At 35.0% G+C, this 17,558-nt stretch carries 13 protein-coding genes; 12 read left to right on the plus strand and 1 reads right to left on the minus strand.

Annotated elements, in window-relative coordinates; all coding sequences use genetic code 11:
• Positions 1-88 precede the first annotated feature (88 nt).
• Together FJOH_RS17230 and FJOH_RS17235 are read left to right on the plus strand one after the other, a co-directional pair.
• A complete protein-coding gene (locus tag FJOH_RS17230) occupies positions 89-1,999 on the plus strand; it encodes a fumarate reductase/succinate dehydrogenase flavoprotein subunit (RefSeq protein WP_012025310.1) in 1,911 nt (636 codons plus the stop codon).
• 101 nt (positions 2,000-2,100) lie between these two features.
• Positions 2,101-2,847 (plus strand): succinate dehydrogenase/fumarate reductase iron-sulfur subunit, encoded by a 747-nt coding sequence (locus FJOH_RS17235; RefSeq protein WP_012025311.1) that lies wholly within the window; start codon positions 2,101-2,103, stop codon positions 2,845-2,847.
• Positions 2,848-2,998: 151 nt separating this feature from the next.
• Here FJOH_RS17235 and FJOH_RS17240 read toward each other — a convergent pair whose 3' ends face one another.
• A complete protein-coding gene (locus FJOH_RS17240; RefSeq protein ID WP_012025312.1) occupies positions 2,999-3,748 on the minus strand; it encodes a 4-hydroxy-tetrahydrodipicolinate reductase in 750 nt (249 codons plus the stop codon).
• Between the two features lie 384 nt (positions 3,749-4,132).
• Between FJOH_RS17240 and FJOH_RS17245 the strand changes: the two genes are divergently transcribed.
• From FJOH_RS17245 to FJOH_RS17290, 10 genes are all read left to right on the plus strand, one after another.
• Positions 4,133-4,567 (plus strand): DUF1810 domain-containing protein, encoded by a 435-nt coding sequence (locus FJOH_RS17245; RefSeq protein WP_012025313.1) that lies wholly within the window; start codon positions 4,133-4,135, stop codon positions 4,565-4,567.
• A 151-nt stretch (positions 4,568-4,718) separates the two neighbouring features.
• Entirely contained in the window at positions 4,719-5,072 is a 354-nt protein-coding gene (locus tag FJOH_RS17250) for a hypothetical protein (protein WP_012025314.1), read from the plus strand.
• Between the two features lie 235 nt (positions 5,073-5,307).
• Complete coding sequence (locus FJOH_RS17255; protein ID WP_012025315.1) at positions 5,308-6,003, plus strand: ABC transporter ATP-binding protein; 696 nt, start codon at positions 5,308-5,310, stop codon at positions 6,001-6,003.
• Between the two features lies 1 nt (position 6,004).
• Positions 6,005-8,305, plus strand: coding sequence for a TonB-dependent siderophore receptor (locus FJOH_RS17260; RefSeq protein ID WP_012025316.1), 2,301 nt, complete (start codon positions 6,005-6,007; stop codon positions 8,303-8,305).
• A 192-nt stretch (positions 8,306-8,497) separates the two neighbouring features.
• A complete protein-coding gene (locus FJOH_RS17265; protein ID WP_012025317.1) occupies positions 8,498-9,949 on the plus strand; it encodes an ABC transporter permease in 1,452 nt (483 codons plus the stop codon).
• Position 9,950: 1 nt separating this feature from the next.
• The gene (locus FJOH_RS17270; RefSeq protein ID WP_012025318.1) at positions 9,951-11,300 is read left to right on the plus strand and encodes a DUF3526 domain-containing protein; all 1,350 of its coding nucleotides are present in this window, start codon (positions 9,951-9,953) and stop codon (positions 11,298-11,300) included.
• A 165-nt stretch (positions 11,301-11,465) separates the two neighbouring features.
• Positions 11,466-12,104 (plus strand): hypothetical protein, encoded by a 639-nt coding sequence (locus FJOH_RS17275; RefSeq protein ID WP_012025319.1) that lies wholly within the window; start codon positions 11,466-11,468, stop codon positions 12,102-12,104.
• Positions 12,105-12,416: 312 nt separating this feature from the next.
• A complete protein-coding gene (locus FJOH_RS17280) occupies positions 12,417-13,016 on the plus strand; it encodes an RNA polymerase sigma-70 factor (protein WP_012025320.1) in 600 nt (199 codons plus the stop codon).
• 67 nt (positions 13,017-13,083) lie between these two features.
• A complete protein-coding gene (locus FJOH_RS17285) occupies positions 13,084-14,187 on the plus strand; it encodes a FecR family protein (RefSeq protein ID WP_012025321.1) in 1,104 nt (367 codons plus the stop codon).
• A 10-nt stretch (positions 14,188-14,197) separates the two neighbouring features.
• Positions 14,198-17,557 carry a SusC/RagA family TonB-linked outer membrane protein gene (locus FJOH_RS17290; protein ID WP_012025322.1) on the plus strand — a complete coding sequence of 1,120 codons (3,360 nt, stop codon included), beginning with the start codon at positions 14,198-14,200 and terminating at the stop codon, positions 17,555-17,557.
• Position 17,558 lies beyond the last annotated feature (1 nt).

A 17,558-nucleotide genomic window follows, 5' to 3' on the forward strand; every position in this document is an offset into this window, starting at 1 on the left:
ATTTTATAAGATTTTTATATTAAATTTAGGGTTCTAAAGTACTGTTACTTTTAAAATTTTGCATGAATTCATTTTAAACCGCTGAAAAATGATGGAGTCAAAAATACCCGAAGGCCCGCTTGCCGAAAAATGGAATACTTATAAAGCAAAAGCTAAACTCGTAAATCCGGCCAACCGAAAAAAATTAAACATAATTGTTGTTGGCACCGGACTTGCGGGAGCTTCCTGCGCAGCCTCTTTGGCCGAACAGGGTTACAATATAAAATCATTCTATTTTCAGGATTCAGCCAGAAGAGCCCATTCTGTTGCCGCTCAAGGCGGTGTTAATGCTGCCAAAAATTACAAAAACGATGGTGACAGTGTTTTCAGAATGTTTTATGATACCATAAAAGGCGGCGATTTCAGGTCCCGCGAAGCTAATGTGTACCGCTTAGCCGAATGTTCTGCTGCCTTAATAGATCATGCTGTGGCACAAGGCGTTCCCTTTGCCAGAGAATATGCCGGATATTTAAACAATCGTTCCTTTGGCGGTGTTCAGGTTTCCAGAACTTTTTATGCACGCGGACAGACTGGACAACAGCTTTTATTAGGTGCTTATCAGGCTTTGATGAGACAGGTTTCATTAGAAAAAGTAAGCCTGCATACCCGTCATGAAATGCTTGATTTAGTTGTAATTGACGGAAAAGCAAAAGGAATTATTGCGCGAAATCTTGAAACCGGAGAACTCGAACGCCACGCTGCAGATGCTGTTGTCTTAGCATCCGGAGGCTACGGAAAAGTATATTATCTCTCTACATTAGCAATGGGCTGTAACAGTTCTGCTATTTGGAGAGCTCATAAAAAAGGTGCCTACATGGCTGGTGTAAGCTGGATTCAGTTTCACCCTACTTCACTGCCCCAGCACGGAACCAATCAATCGAAACTTACTTTAATGTCAGAATCGCTTCGTAATGACGGACGTATCTGGGTTCCCAAAACAGCTGCAGATGACCGGCTTCCAAATTCAATTCCCGAAGAAGAACGCGATTATTATCTGGAACGACGTTATCCTTCTTTTGGCAATCTTGCTCCCAGAGATATTTCATCGCGTGCCGCAAAAGAAAGAATCGATGCCGGACATGGTGTCGGCCCAATGAAAAATGCTATTTATCTGGATTTCTCCGATGCTATAAAAGCGCAGGGAAAAGATAAAATAGAAGCCAAATACGGTAATCTTTTTGCGATGTACGAAAAGATTACCGGAATCAACGCTTACAAAGAACCCATGCTCATTTCTCCTTCGGCTCATTTTACTATGGGCGGACTTTGGGTTGATTATGAATTAATGACCACAATTCCAGGTTTATTTGCTCTTGGAGAAGCTAATTTTTCAGATCATGGTGCCAATCGGCTTGGTGCCAATTCATTACTTCAAGCCTGTGTAGACGGTTATTTTATTGCTCCTTATACCATTCCAAATTATTTAGCCGGAGAATTAAATACTCCTAAAGCTGCTATTACACATCCCGCTTTTGATGAAGCGGAAAACGCTGTCAGAAAACAATTGGATAAATTTCTAAACAGCAAAGGAACACTTAGTGCTGATTATTTTCATAAAACTATCGGCAGGCTTTTGTATGAAAAATGCGGTTTATCCAGAAGCCGAAAAAGCCTCGAAGAAGCAATTGAAGGGATTAAAATCTTAAAAACTTCTTTTGAGAATGAGCTTTTAATTACCGGAGATGATACTTTAAACAGCGAATTAGAAAAAGCAGGACGAATAGCCGATTATCTCGAATTAGCCGAATTAATGTGCTACGATGCCCTGCAGAGAGAAGAATCCTGCGGTGCGCATTTTAGAGAAGAATACCAAACCGCCGATGGTGAAGCGGTTCGGAATGACGCTGAGTTCTGCTACGTTTCGGCCTGGGAATGGCAGGGAAAAGATAAGCCTCAAAAATTACATAAAGAACCTCTTGTGTTTGAAGCTGTTGAACTTACTGTTAGAAGCTATAAATAAATGGTGAATGGTGAATTGTAAATTATTAATTAACAATCCACAAGTTCAATTTAAAACCCACCAGTAATTCATAATTAACAATTTATAATTAATAATTAGCTATGAAACTCTTTCTAAAAATATGGCGTCAGTTTGATACTTCTTCTAAAGGAGAAATGGTAGATTATGAATTAGACGGTGTTTCAGAACACATGTCTTTTCTCGAAATGCTGGATCTTTTAAACGAATCTTTAATTCAGAAAAAAGAACGTGTAATTGAATTCGATCACGACTGCCGTGAAGGAATCTGCGGTCAATGCGGCGTTATGATTAACGGAAGAGCCCACGGACCTTTAAAAAACACTACAACCTGCCAGCTTCACATGAGAAGTTTTAAAGACGGCGAAACGATTTATATTGAACCTTTTAGAGCAAAAGCATTTCCGGTTTTACGAGATTTAAAAATCGATCGAAGCGCTTTTGATGCCATTATCCGTTCCGGCGGTTTTATTGGCGCTTCAACCGGACAGGCGCCAGAAGCCAACAGTATTCCAATATCTTTTGAAACTGCTGAAGCTTCTTTTGATGCCGCCGCCTGCATTGGATGCGGTGCGTGTGTAGCTTCTTGCAAAAATGCAAGTGCAGCTTTATTTGTCGGGGCTAAAATAACGCATTTGGCTTTGCTTCCTCAGGGAAAAGTCGAAGCTTCAAAAAGAGCTATTACGATGGTAAAACAAATGGATGCAGAAGGTTTTGGGAATTGTTCTGATACAAGAGCCTGCGAAATCGAATGCCCGCAGGGAATTTCGGTGCTTTCAATTGCTAAAATGAATTTAGAATACATGAAAGCTTTGACTTTTAGAAAGTAATTATGAAGTTAAAAAATGAATTTCTCGCAAAGACGCAGAGCCGCAAAGTTTTAAAACTTAAAAAAGAAGATCTTTGCGAATCTGCGTCTTTGCGAGATAAAAATATATTTTGATTTCGTTTAGAAGGACAAAAACAATTCATTAAAAAATCTTAAATCGCAAAATAAGGCGTCAAAATATCTTCAAAATTGTAAAGTCCTTTTTTCTTGTCTTTTAAATTCTCAGCTACAAAAACGACTCCGTTTCCAAAGGCTTCTCTTGAAATCGATTCATGAATTAAACGAACCGTTTGATACGGAAATCCGAAGATAACTTCATGTTTTCCAACTATTCCTCCCGCTCTTACCGAATTGATGTTTTCTTTTTCAACATCAAGCGCTTCGGCTATTTTTAAAGCGGTCCCCGATGTGCCTTGTTTTTTCTTAAAATGTTCTTCATTTACTTCAATATCAACCCAAGGGGCAATTTTCTTTAAAAACTTGGCCGCAAACAATAAATAATTGACTCCTAATGTGATATTTGGCGACCAGAAAACGGTTGTTTTATTCGATAATTTTTTGAGTAGTTTTAATTCATTTTCTTCATAATGTGAAATTGCAGAAATAATTTTAACGTTGTTTAATGCCGCCGATTCTCCATAAGTGTAAATTCCTTCATTTGATGAAAAATCAATAATAACATCAACCGGATGTTTTTCCAGTAATTCCTCTATACTTGTAGTGGCACTTGAATAAATTAATCCGGGTTCTTCTGACTCGACTCCAAAAAATTCCGGAACTGATCTGTGTTCTAAAACTTTACTTTGTCTTAAAACCCACTCCAGAGAGAATTTTTTGTTTTCCAGTAATATTGACGCTACTGATTTTCCAGTCTTTCCAAATCCGATTAATCCTATTTTCATATAATATTTTTTAAATTGAGTATGAAACTCGTTAGCAGAAATTGATACTTTTAGAAGGCAGAACAATCAGGAAATTGCTCGAAAAAAAAACCCTAAAATATCCTAGTTTGATAAAAATAGGAAAATTGTAACAGTTTTACTAACTAAAATTGACTTTTATAACAATTCAAGATGCAGTTAACAAGAATTATTTTGCTAATTAGAATTTCTTACATAATTATTTTAAATTCTCATCAAAAAGGATTTTGCAGCCAAATTTCTACACCAAAACTCCTTCGTAATATTTTAAAAAAATAGCAGTAAAAAAAAGATTTAGTAATATACAACTAAACTTATTTTCAGTAGTTTTATGGCCTGATACCCCCGAATCAATATCAGTAAAGAATGGCTTACAATACGAAAGAATTAGTACGATTTTTAGATGCTCAAAACAAGCTGTATTTAACGGCTCTTGATGAAATAAAAAAAGGTAAAAAGGAATCTCCGTGGATGTGGTTTATTTTTCCTCAAATAAAAGGAATGGGTTCCAGCGATACTTCTAAGTTTTACGAAATTAAAAGTGCTGATGAAGCTATTGCTTTCTTAGAACATCCCATTTTAGGAAAACATCTTGTTGAAATTACGGCAGAATTAATTAAGAAAGAAGATGAGACTGTAACTGATATATTTGGAACTCCGGATGTTGCAAAACTACAGTCGTGTATGACTTTGTTTGCCAGTATTCAAAATACAGAACCGGTTTTTCAGGAAGTTTTGCATAAATACTTCGACGGATCATCTGACTTTCATACACTTCAATTACTTTACAGTAATTTATAGGAAGTAAGAATCATTTTGCAAATACTCCAGATCTTCTAAAAATAAGATCAGTTTAGCTGCATTTTTAAATAAGATATCTATATTTGCAACACTGTTGCGATTATTTATTTGATAATTAAACATTTAAATATCGGAACAGAAATGCCACAGAATGAAGAAAAAGGTTATAGCAGTGAATTTTTTGATGTCTTTTGCAGTATTGTTCGCCATGCTGTTTCAGACAGTTCACTCTTATGAACATATCTTAAGGCTTTCTTCAGAACAGCATTGTGATCATAAATACACCGCAGGACAAAAGGAATTAACACACAGCCATTCGGTTGATGCAAACTGTCATATTTGTCATTTTGCTTTTAGTACGTTTGTTCCAAACTCATTCCAGAGCTTTTCATTTCACAAAACATTAGTCGAAGCTGCTTCTTATAAATTCTTTTATTTTGAGGGAATTTCAGCTTTTTTCAAAGGCAGTCTCTTTGCACTGCGTGCACCTCCTGCATTCATTTAATTACCACAGTTTATTTTCTCAAATTAAAATAGCTTTTACCTCATTTATTCAAATAGGTAAAGAAAAATCTATTTTATAATTCATTTGATCTGGATTTTTTAGCCTAATCAAGTAAATCTCTTTTTAAATTGTTGTAATCCTCAAAAAACTAATATTCAAGCTTTTAACAACTCTTAAAAGCCTGAAAATTTCTATATCTATTATTTAAAATTAATTTTTCTCAACAAATAAATTTATGCTTACAGCAACAAACCTGACCAAGAAATATGGCGATCATACGGCTTTGAATGCCTTAAACTTAACAATAAAAGAAGGTGAAATTTTTGCTCTCTTAGGGCAGAACGGTGCCGGAAAAACGACTACCATTAATTTGTTTTTAGGTTTTATAGAACCTACTTCGGGAGAATTAGAAATCAATAACATTTCAGTTACAGAGAATAATCAGGAAACCAAAAAACACGTCGCTTATATTCCTGAAACGGTAATGTTATACCCAAATCTTACAGGTTTAGAAAATCTTAAATTCTTTTCGTCGTTGGCAGGATTTAAATATTCTACAGGAGAATTGACTTATTTTTTAACTAAAGCGGGGCTTCAGGCAGGTGCTCACGATCAAAATTTAGGAGGTTATTCTAAAGGAATGCGTCAAAAAGTGGGAATTGCAATTGCCATCGCTAAGAGAGCAAAAGTGCTTTTACTGGACGAACCTACAAGTGGCTTAGACCCAAAAGCATCTAACGAATTTTCGCAGATTTTAAAAGAACTTTCGGCAGACGGAACGGCTATTTTAATGGCAACCCACGATATTTTCAGAGCGAGAGAAGTCGCTTCGCACATCGGAATTATGAAACAGGGAAATTTAGTTACCGTTATTGAAGCTGATAAAATATCAGCAAATGAACTGGAAGATTTGTATTTACAAACTGTTTAAGATGAAAAATATATTCTCTTTTTTACTTTTAATAAGCGGTACACATTTCATCCAGGCACAAAATAACAATAACAAAGTTAAAGACAGTATTGCAAAAGATTCTCTGGAAATGCAAACCAAACGAAATGAATTGCAGACCGTTGAAATTGTAGGCCGTTCGACCAAGAAATACAACAGCGATTATTCGTTTGCAGCAACTAAAATTGCCGCTTTAAACAAAGATATTCCGCAGTCTATTTCTACAATTACCAAAGAATTAATTGCTGACAAAGGTGCTTTTTATCTGGCCGATGCAGTAAAAATGTCGAGCGGTGTAATTCCGGCTAGTTATTATAATCAATATACAATTCGCGGTATCAGCCAGAATGAAGAAGGCCAGATAATTAACGGAATGCGAACACGCCAGTATTATTTTTTACAGCCTTTAACTAGTAATATTGAACGTGTTGAAGTGATAAAAGGTCCCTCGAGTGCCACATTTTCTTCTGTTGATCCGGGCGGAAGTATCAATATGGTGACCAAAAAACCTTTGGCAATAGACCGAAAAGAAATCAGCATGAGCGTGGGGAGTTTCAGCACTTTGCGCGGAACACTTGATTTTACCGGACCTTTAAACGAATCAAAAACACTTTTATATCGTGTAAACGGTGCCTATCAGCAGGCAAAATCATTTCGGGATTTAGTTAATAATAAATCGTTTTTGATCTCGCCTTCTTTCAGTTATATCCCAAATGAAAAAACGGCCATTAACACCGAGTTAATTTTAAGTGACATGACGGGAATTCTGGATCGCGGACAGCCTATTTTTGGTGCTGTCGCCGGAAAAACAAGTTTAAATAAAACACCAATAAGTTTAAATCTGGGCGCTCCAAGTGATTTTTTTAAATCGAAGGAAATGATCCTGATGACCAATTTTGCGCATAAATTCAATTCTAAAATTGGTTTTAATGCGTCGTATATGAAACAAACCTGGACAGAAGATCTTCAGGAACACCGAACTACAAATGCTTTTGCGGTTGACATGAACAATCAGCCGGTTACGAGTCTGGCTATGATGCAGTTTGTACAGCGTCAGCAAAACTGGGATATCGACAATTTGAGTGCATATTTAAACTTCGATTTAAAAACCGGAAAACTCCATCATAAATTACTGACAGGTTATGATTTAAGCAGCTGGAACAAAAATAAAGGCGGCGGACAAAACGCGGCGCGAGGTTATCTGTTGAAAGACGGAACTGTTGCGAGCAGTTTTGTTTTAGCAAATGCATCAAATTATCAAACCGTAACCGTTGACGGCGTTGTAATGCCAAAACCAAATGTTGATTATTTTAATTTGAATAATCCAATTTACAGACTGACCAGTCCTGAAGATTATACACTGAATGTGAGAACAGCGCTTCCATCAGCATTAACTACTACAAATGCCATTTATATTCAGGATCAGATTCAATGGGAAAAGTTTACTTTTTTATTGGGACTTCGAAACGAATGGTTTGAAGATATTACGAACTATGAAACCAACAACGAACTGAAAGTCAAAAAATCGGCTTTACTGCCAAGAATTGGAATTACGTATGCCGTAAACAGTGCCATAAATGTGTACACAACGTATCTAGAAGGTTATCAGCCTCAATCGAATACCGTTACTTTAATGCCTCAAACAGCAAGTTTACCGGGCGGCAGTTTATTTGACCCGCTGGAAAGTGATTTAAAAGAAGTAGGAATCAAAACTACTTTTTTAAACAACTCGATGAGTTTTAATGCGGCAATTTACGAAATCAGACAGCGCAACATTTTAATGAATGCTAATGATCCCGTAAATCCTGATTTACTGGTAACGAGAGGCGGTGAACGAAGCCGTGGTTTTGAATGTGATTTAGCAGGTTATATCACACCAGACTGGCAGATTAATGCCTCGTACAGTTATATTGATGCCGAAATTACAAAAGATAATAATCCCGCCCTAATTGGTGCCAGAAAGCAAAACACGCCAAAAAACAGTGCCAATTTATGGACGCGTTACAATTTTGCATCCGATTCTGATTTACAAGATTTTGGAATTGGAATTGGAATGCAGTATCAAAGCACTAAAGTACCTTGGTTTACAAGAGATTTTACACTTCCAGATTTTACCATTTTTGATGCTGCTTTGTTTTACAAACCAAATAAAAGCAATGTGCAGATTGCTGTAAATGCGGGAAATTTATTAAACAAAACGTATTGGCTGGGCGCTCAGAATTATCTGCGTTTATTTCCGGGAAGTCCGCGAAACGTTACGCTTACGGTAACTTATAAATTTTAATTCGTTGAAGTGAAAAATATTTAAACACATAGAAACATAGCTGTAGATTGATTTTAAAAAAGGCGTTTCACTCGCATAAATTCAAATAGCTATGTGTTAGAAACTAGTTTCTTTCAATTACCTTCTATAGAAAAAAATCTATGTTTCTATGTGTTTAAACCATTACACGCAACTGATAAATTTTAAATAAATATGAAATTATTACATACAGAACTCCTTATAGCCAGACATTTTAAAAATTCTGTTTTTAAAAATCAGGCAATTTATATTATTACATTTTTTATTGGCGCCTTGCTTTTATTCGCTGCGTTTTCGGGCTGGGACAATTACAAAAGCCAAAACGAAACCAGCGAAAAATATCAACATGAATCCCGCGAAGACTGGTTGAAAAACCCGGATAAAAATCCGCATAGAATGGCGCATTACGGGAATTTTGCTTTTAGAAAAAGTACTTCCCTGAGCGTTTTTGAATTTGGAATGGAACCGTTTTTTGGAAATGCCATTTTTCTTGAAGCGCACAAGCAAAATACTGCCAACTTCTCTGAAGCCGGATTTTCAAACAGCATGCTTCGTTTTGGTGAAATCAGCATTGCTATGGTTTTACAGGTCTTACTGCCTTTATTAATCTTTTTTGTCGGTTTCAATTCTGTGGCATACGAAAGAGAAAACGGAACTTTAAAAATCCTTTTGAGTCAGGGAATCAGCTGGAAACAGCTTTTGTTTGGTAAAGTCCTTGGAATTGCCAGCGTTGTTATGCTGCTTTTTATTCCCACTATTATCGTTTTGGTTTTAATCTGGTTAACACTTCAAAACTTTTCAATTTCGGCAGATGAGACAATAAAAATGCTCTTGTTTATTGGGTTTCATTTTATTTATCTGATGTTCTTTTGTGTCGCTGCTGTTTTGATTTCGGCGTCAAGCAAAACCTCAAAAAAAGCATTGGTTTCGTTAATTGGAATCTGGCTGATTTTTACCATCATTCTGCCAAGAACAACACAGGCCATTGGAGCTTATTTGTATGAAGCACCTTCTAAAATTCAGTTTAACAGCGATATCGAAAAAGATATCCTGAAACAAGGCGACAGTCATAACCCAAATGATGTGCATTATAAAGCCATAAAAGACTCTTTACTTCGGGCTTATAAAGTCGATTCGGTGCAGAAACTTCCTTTCAATTATTCAGGATTTATTATGACCGAAGGCGAAAAAATCAGCTCGAATATTTACAACAAACATTTAGAAGAACTTTTGAAAATTTATGCCAGACAAAACAGTTTTTCTAAAGCCGTTTCTTTCTTTAATCCGTACATCGCGATGAAAAATTTATCGATGGGATTATCGAATACTGATTATGATTCGTACATCGATTTCCAGAAACAAGCTGAGAAATACCGCTACGGAATGGCACAGAAAATGAATGCTTTGCAGGTGAAATACATCAGCAATAAAAAACCCGGACCCAACGATAAACCGCTTACAATTGGCAGAGAACATTGGGCCGATCTTGAAGAATTTCATTATGAACCAAAAGGCGTCTGGGAGGTTTTAAAAACCGAAATCGTTTCTGTTATTTCTATTCTTTTATGGGTAATTCTGTTGTTTGTTTTAATCAGAATTGCTGCTAAAAACCTAAAAGCCATTTAATATGTTAGTACTCTTATTTAAAAATTTCATACGTTCAAAAGGTACCAAAATTGGCTTACTTTTTTTATTAATCATTGGTTTTATAAGTCTTTTAATTGGCCGTCAGTTTCAGGAAAAACAACAAAATAGTATTACCGAAGCAGCTGTTTATCAAAAAGAACATATTGCGAGAAATGCTGCTTTTCATAAAGACGAAATTGGACTTCTCCTCTACTACATTAAATTTTCATTGGTTAATAATACATTGCCCATTAACAGTTTGGCAATTGGGCAGCGCGATGTAAATCCGTCCATTCAAAATGTTACGATTCGAGGTTTGGAAGGCCAGAAATACGATTCAGAACTCAACAATCCGAGCAATCTTTTGTCTGGAAACATCGATTTTAGTTTTGTGCTTTTGTATTTATTTCCGCTTTTGATTATTGCTTTTTCGTATAATATTATTTCAGAAGAAAAAGAATCAGGAACCTGGAAAATTGTAGCAACACAAAGTCCGAATACGTTTTTGTATATCTTAAAGCTGTTCTATATCAGAATTTTAAGTCTAACAACTCTTTTAACTTTGATTCTTTTAGCGGCTGTTTTGTTTTTGCAGATTCCGGTCGATAAATCGTTTCTGGTGTTTTACGGACTTTCGGTTTTGTATATTTTATTTTGGTTTGCGGTTTGTTTTTTCATTGTTTCTCTTCAAAAAAACTCCAATTTCAATGCTGTAATTTTATTGACAATCTGGCTGTTTTTAATCATTATTCTTCCGGCAGGAATCAATACGTATATCATAAATAGATATAAAGTTCCCGAAGCTTTAGAATTAACGCTTACGCAGAGAAATGCCTATCACGAAAAATGGGATATGGATAAACAGGAAACGCTGGATAAATTCTACAACCATTATCCGCAGTTTAAAAATTATCCTTTGCCTGATAAAGAATTCAGCTGGCTTTGGTATTATGCTATGCAGCAAATGGGCGACGACGAATCGGCTGTACAGTCAAAAGAATTAGAAACGAAACTACAGCAGCGAAACCGCGCCAGTGAACTGATTGCGCAGTTTATTCCAACGCTTCACACACAAATTCAGTTAAATGAAATTGCAAAATCTGATTTGCGAAACCAACTTTTGTTTTTAAAAGAAACAACGAAATTTCATGAAAAACTACGTCTGCATTTTTATCCGAAGATATTTGATAATGCTCCGGTCAACGAACAAAAATGGGAAGATTTTAAAGTAGAAACTTTTACTGATAATTCTGAAACGAGTTTTATGAAAGCATTTCTGCCTTTATTACTTTTCAATTTATTGCTGATTGGTTTTGGATGGCGAAATTTTAATCGTAAAGTTATTATTTGATTTTTTAACCTCGAAGTTATTTTACCGCAAAGAGCGCGAAGGTTTACGCAAAGTTCGCAAAGTTTTAAATAAAGCTTTGCGAGCTTTGCGTTTTTTATAAGGATACTAAGTGAAAAAACTTTGCTTGCGGTTAAAAAGTAGTACTTTTAATGAAATTTCCATTTAATGAAAAAAATATTTATAGCCGGCGTTGTCTTTGTATTCATTTTATATGCTTTCAAAAAATTAGTTTATGATTCTTATCAATGGAAAAAAGCAATTAACAGCCCTGAGCATAAACTGCAACTAGGAAGTTTTATCTTTAGTAAACAAAGCGGCTCTAACGGGAGTCAAAGCATGGAACACAAATACTTTATTTTTAAGGTAATTGAAATAAACGGCGATTATGTGAAACTTTCGGTTGTTAGACAGTTATCGCAAAAAAATAAGCTGCTCCAATCTGATTTTTCGACTACCAAAGAAGCTTATAAAGATTTAAAACAAAACATAGGAAATATAAAAATTACAGGAATTCTAAAAGAGGATTTGTATAAAGCCGGTCCTTCTTATACTTTGAATAATTTTTTATTAGAAAAATATCCTTCATTACTGCAGTCCAGATATTATTTTGAAGAAATCCCTGAGAATAAAAAAAATCTTCCAATACCAGTTGATTACAACGAATTACAGGAATATTTCAGTTTAGTTTATTCTAAAGATGAAATTATAAACAAGGGAAAACTGGTTCCATGGGTTTTAAACAACAACACTACACCTGAATTAGCCGAGAGGTTGTCTCAAAATATAGATTTGATACTTAATTAACCGCAAAATTATTTAAACGAAAAGAATACAATCCCGATAGCCATCGGGAACACAAAGTTCGCAAAGTTTTTAGGTAAAGCTTTGCGAACTTGGCGTTTATATTACGTAAGTAAATACTAAAACCTTGCGTGCTTTGCGGTTACAAAAACTGCAATACTAAACCTATTCTGAATAATTTTTTCAGGAAAGTAGTTTATTTGAATTTTATTTAGAATTAATATAAATAAACTTTTATATTTGCCGCTTTCCGGGCAAATATAAGTACTTTTTAAAATTTACTTAATATTGCTTTTCCAAAATAAATTTTTATTAATGAACAACAATACCAGTTTCGAATTAAATCTCTTCAAATCCTTTAAGGAAGGAGACGAAACTGCTTTCAAGTTTTTCTATGATAAATACTTTAGAAGAATTCAGTCTTTCAGCGTTCAGTTTATTTATGACCAGGAAGAAGCCGAGAATCTGGCTCAGGAAGCTTTACTACACCTATGGCAGAATAGAGAAAGTGTAGAATCTATAAACGGAATTCAGGCCTTTTTGTTTACTTATGCCAAATCTAAATGTTTGAATTTAATCCGCCATAATAAGGTGAAGGATAAATTTAAAAACGACTTACTTAACCACAAAGAAAGAGAACTGGATATTGAGGTTTTAAATTCGCTTCAATTCGATACTTTAGAATTAACCGAATTAGAACGCATTATTCAGGAATCTATCAACGATTTGCCGCCCAAAACCAGGGAAGTTTTTATAAAAAAACGCTTCGAAAATAAAAAAAATGCAGAAATCGCCGAAGAAATGGAAGTTACCTTAAAAGCCGTAGAAGCCCATATGACAAAGGCTTTGAAGATTTTAAAGACCAAATTATCGGATTATTTGTTCCTAATCTTTATCCTTATTTATAATAATTAAGAATAAAAGGTAGGGTTTTTTATTTCTGAAGTGTACTAACTATAGTGAGACGTTTTAATACTCAAATATGACATCGGAAATAATACAAAAATATCTTTCTAACGAAGCTTCAGAACAAGAAGTTCAGGCACTTTTTGAATGGATTGAAGCATCGGAAGATAATAAAAAACAATTTGTAACGGCAAAGAAAGCGTGGGTTCTTTCCGGCTTATCTGAAGATATTTTAAGTGATTCTGTTCCATTAATTCAAATGAAACCAAAAAACAGGCTGAAGCAGTACTTAAGTTATGCTGCAGTATTTTTAGTTTTGATTGGATTAGGAAAAACTATTTTATTATTTACCGATACCTCTAAAACATCAAAAGAAATTGTTCTGGAAATGGGCGACGGCCGTTTAGAATATTTTTCTGGAAAAAATCAAACCACTTTGGTAAATGACAAAGGAGATTTAGTGGCCAAAAAATTTCCTGATGAAATCATTTATTTTGGTAAAACTGCTGCTGATAAAGTAGTTTACAATACGCTTACTATTCCGTATGGAAAACGTTTCAAACTTAGACTTTCGGATGGTACTATCGTGAGTTTAAACGCCGGAAGTTCTTTACGTTATCCGGAACAATTTAGCAATAACGGAAACCGAAATGTGTATTTAACCGGAGAAGCTTTTTTTGAAGTGGCCAAAGATAAAGAGCATCCGTTTATTGTAAACGCCAATCAGGTTGATATTAAGGTTCTTGGGACAAAGTTTAATGTGAGCGCTTATCCTGAAAATCCTACTGTTAACAGTACTTTGATAGAAGGAAGCATTCAAATGTCTGAAACTGCCAATCCTTCGAATGTTATTTTGCTTGAACCAAACCAAATGGCAACATGGCAGAATAACGCTAAAAAAATTACCCTCAAAAATGTTGATGTTTCTCTTTACTCGGCTTGGACTAAAGGAGAACTGGCATTTAAAGACACCCCATTTTCTACAATCGCTAAAATTATTCAGCGTACCTACGACGTTGAAATTATCAATCAAAATTCTGATTTGGCCAGACAGAATTTTACTGGTACAATAAATATAAGCGAATCTAGTGTCGAAAACATTTTAGACCTGCTAAAACGCGACACTCCTTTTAACTATTCAATTGAACATAAAACAATTACGATCACCAATCCTCGATAAATAAATAAACATGACATTTGCGATACAACCCGTTTTAAGAAAAATTCTGTTTTTCTTAGCTATTCTCATATCTGGATTTAAAGGATTTTCTCAGAATAAACTCATAACATTACATGTAAAAAACAAACCTATAAGTCTAATTATCAAATCTATTGAGGAACAAACTGATTTTAGAATAATTTATAACGCCCGTAAAATCGATGCCGATCAGCTGGCGGATTTAGATGTAAATAATGCCTCCCTTGAAACGGCTTTAAAACAGCTTTTAAAAGATAAAAACATTTCATTTTACATTCAGAAAAAGCAGGTTTTATTAACCAGCTCTGCTCCTGACTTGTCTAATTCTGATGTTCAGGAAACAGAAAGATTTATTACCGGAACGGTTTATAATGCTAAAGACAAACAGCCTCTACCGGGCGCAACTATCCGCATAAAAGGAACCGGAATGGGCGCTGTTACTGATTTTAACGGAAAGTTTGTTTATCAGTTAAAAGGAAACAATATCCCAAATCTTGTTCTTGAAGTTGGATTTCTTGGAATGGAACCTCAGTCTCAAAAAGCAGACAACAAAAAGGATTTCGTATTTTTTCTTCAGGAAACTACAGACGAACTGAATCCGGTTGTGATTACTTCTTCTTATGGAACTACAAAACTAAAAGAAGAAATTGTAGGGAGTATTTCGACTTTGCAAGCAAAAGATATTGCGGTTGAACAGGCTTCTGAAAGTTTTGATAAAATGATTACAGGACAGATTGCCGGTGTTATGGTTGAAAATACTTCGGGTGTTGGCGGTCCGGTTAAAATCAATATTCGCGGACAAGGTACTTTATCTTCTTTAAGTGGTGCTATTACTGGAACTTCATCGCAGCCTCTTATTATTGTTGATGGTGTTGTAATGAGCGAAGAATATGCTATTGACAGTGCCAATTTTAACGGAAACGGTGATTATGCCGAAAATCTGGCCAATCCGTTAATGAAAATTGCCCCAGAAAACATTGAAACTATTTCTGTTTTAAAAGATGCAGCGGCGGTTGGTATTTATGGTGCCGATGGAGCAAATGGTGTAATTTTAATTACAACCAAAAAAGGAAAAAAAGGGAAAACACAATTTGGGTTTTCTAATCAGTTAGGAGTTTCTTCTGCCGTTAATCAAATTAAATATTTAAACGGCGAACAATATACAGAACTGCGAAATGAGTTCATGAAAAACACCACGGCGGGTTATGTTCCGGTTTCTTATAACGGAATAAACACGGATTGGTTTAATATATTAAACAGATCTGGTGTATATAATAAATACAATTTTAATGTTTCGGGATCTACTTCTAAATTTTCATATCGCACGAATGTTAGTTATACAAAAATCGATGAACCGCAGGTAGGAAACGAAACAAAACAATTAAACGCCGGAATTAATTTAGGTTACAACTCAGGTAAATGGGATATTAATTTAATGCTTAATCCTAGTTATGTGCAAAAAGATGCGCCTAATATTTTTTATAGTTTCGCTTATCTTCCAACACTTGCTGTTTACAATGCAGATGGTTCTTATGCCGATTTGGGCGCAAGCGGTTCTGCAAGAGGAAATCCTTTGGCAGCGATTGAGCAAAATAAAAACGAAGCGCAGACTTTTGGTCTTTTAGGAAGTTTGAATTTATCTTATAAACTTAATAAAAATATCAAATTTTCTACTCTATTTGGTATGGATTATACTGATAAAGAGCAGGATCGTTATTTTTCTGCAGCAAATGAAAGCGGCCAGTACAATGGTACCTTTGTTTTAGACGGAATTACATATCCGGCCTGGGGACGACGTCTTATAAACCAGAGAAATTCTACTAAATGGAACTGGCAGGGACAAGCTTTATTCAACAAACAATTAAATGAAAGCAATGAAATTGATGGAGTTGTTGGTTTTGAATTAGCAGAGGATAAAACAGATTTTAATTATAAATCTGGTGTAGGATTTTTAGAACCTAATCATATCAATAATGTCACAGACGCCATAAGAGATGACAATCCGGATACACCGGAAGATGAATCTAAAAACGGTCAGAGTTACAGAAATGAAATAAGCTACAATTCAAGAGTTTCTTTATTCTCTCAAATAAATTACAACTACAAAAAACGTTATTTCTTATTAGCAAATTACCGTCGTGATCAGAGTTCTGTTTTTGGAGATGATACTGATGTGGCTCATAATGGCGGTTTAGGTGCTGGATGGATTATTAGTAATGAAAACTTTTTAAGCACAAATTCCTGGATTGATTTCTTGAAACTGAAAGCAAGTTACGGATCAACCGGAAATTCTAAAATTGGTTCTTACAGATCAAAAGGAATTTATAATATAAGCCAAAACGGGTATAATGGTTCTATTGGAGCGACTACAGGAGCCGCGCCAAATGGCAGATTAAGCTGGGAAAAAAATACAAAATTCAATGCAGGATTTGATTTTAATGTTTTCAAGAGAGTCGAATTGACATTAGAATATTACTACGATGATAAAAGTAATTTAATTGCTTCAAGAGACATTCCTACAGAAACAGGGTATAGTTCTGTACAATTAAATGCAGCAAGCATGTACAACAAAGGTTTTGAACTTACTACAAGAATAAAATGGATAAAAAGCGATGCTTTTAAATGGACTACGGCATTTAATATTGCCACAATAAATAATAAAGTAACTTATTTAAAAGGTTTAGGTAGTGATTATGCTGAAGCAAATATTGCATTGGCACAAAAAGTAGGTTACAGTACAACAACATTATGGGGCATTAAATGGGCTGGTGTAGATCCAGCAACAGGAAGAGATCTTATACAAAAAAATGGACAGATTTACGATGCTAAAACGTACAACGAGTTATTTACAGTGGCAGACTGGGAACCTATTGGAGACAAACAGGCTGATGCTTACGGAGGTTTCTATAATAATTTTACTTTCTACAATAATCTTACTTTATCTATTAGAGGAGATTATCAAATTGGCGGAAGCTTTATGGCACCAAGTGTTCTTATCGATCAATATAATGTAACATCAAATCGAAATCTTTCTGTAAATGCTTACGATTATTGGAGAAATCCAGGCGACAATGTTTCACAATCTGCCGTTACACTTTCACCAATAATCTCAAACTTAAGCAAATATATTTACGATGCTACCTATATCAGAATCAGTAATATTAATTTAAGTTATAATGTACCTCTTAAAAAGAATACTTTTCTGGATGCTGTTTCTGTTTTTGCAGATGCTACAAATGTGGCATATTGGTACAAAGACAAAAGTCCTAAAGGAATGAATGGAATACGAGAGTATAGTTATATCTATCCGCAGGCAAGAACAATCTCGCTGGGAGTTAATGCTAAATTTTAAG

The organism is Flavobacterium johnsoniae UW101 (assembly GCF_000016645.1).
Taxonomy (GTDB): domain Bacteria; phylum Bacteroidota; class Bacteroidia; order Flavobacteriales; family Flavobacteriaceae; genus Flavobacterium; species Flavobacterium johnsoniae.

Coding starts and splice junctions, on each gene's coding strand:
- FJOH_RS17230 (WP_012025310.1), top strand. CDS start 89: ATGATGGAGTCAAAAATACCCGAAGGCCCGCTTGCCGAAAAATGGAAT.
- FJOH_RS17235 (WP_012025311.1), top strand. CDS start 2,101: ATGAAACTCTTTCTAAAAATATGGCGTCAGTTTGATACTTCTTCTAAA.
- FJOH_RS17240 (WP_012025312.1), bottom strand. CDS start 3,748: ATGAAAATAGGATTAATCGGATTTGGAAAGACTGGAAAATCAGTAGCG.
- FJOH_RS17245 (WP_012025313.1), top strand. CDS start 4,133: ATGGCTTACAATACGAAAGAATTAGTACGATTTTTAGATGCTCAAAAC.
- FJOH_RS17250 (WP_012025314.1), top strand. CDS start 4,719: ATGAAGAAAAAGGTTATAGCAGTGAATTTTTTGATGTCTTTTGCAGTA.
- FJOH_RS17255 (WP_012025315.1), top strand. CDS start 5,308: ATGCTTACAGCAACAAACCTGACCAAGAAATATGGCGATCATACGGCT.
- FJOH_RS17260 (WP_012025316.1), top strand. CDS start 6,005: ATGAAAAATATATTCTCTTTTTTACTTTTAATAAGCGGTACACATTTC.
- FJOH_RS17265 (WP_012025317.1), top strand. CDS start 8,498: ATGAAATTATTACATACAGAACTCCTTATAGCCAGACATTTTAAAAAT.
- FJOH_RS17270 (WP_012025318.1), top strand. CDS start 9,951: ATGTTAGTACTCTTATTTAAAAATTTCATACGTTCAAAAGGTACCAAA.
- FJOH_RS17275 (WP_012025319.1), top strand. CDS start 11,466: ATGAAAAAAATATTTATAGCCGGCGTTGTCTTTGTATTCATTTTATAT.
- FJOH_RS17280 (WP_012025320.1), top strand. CDS start 12,417: ATGAACAACAATACCAGTTTCGAATTAAATCTCTTCAAATCCTTTAAG.
- FJOH_RS17285 (WP_012025321.1), top strand. CDS start 13,084: ATGACATCGGAAATAATACAAAAATATCTTTCTAACGAAGCTTCAGAA.
- FJOH_RS17290 (WP_012025322.1), top strand. CDS start 14,198: ATGACATTTGCGATACAACCCGTTTTAAGAAAAATTCTGTTTTTCTTA.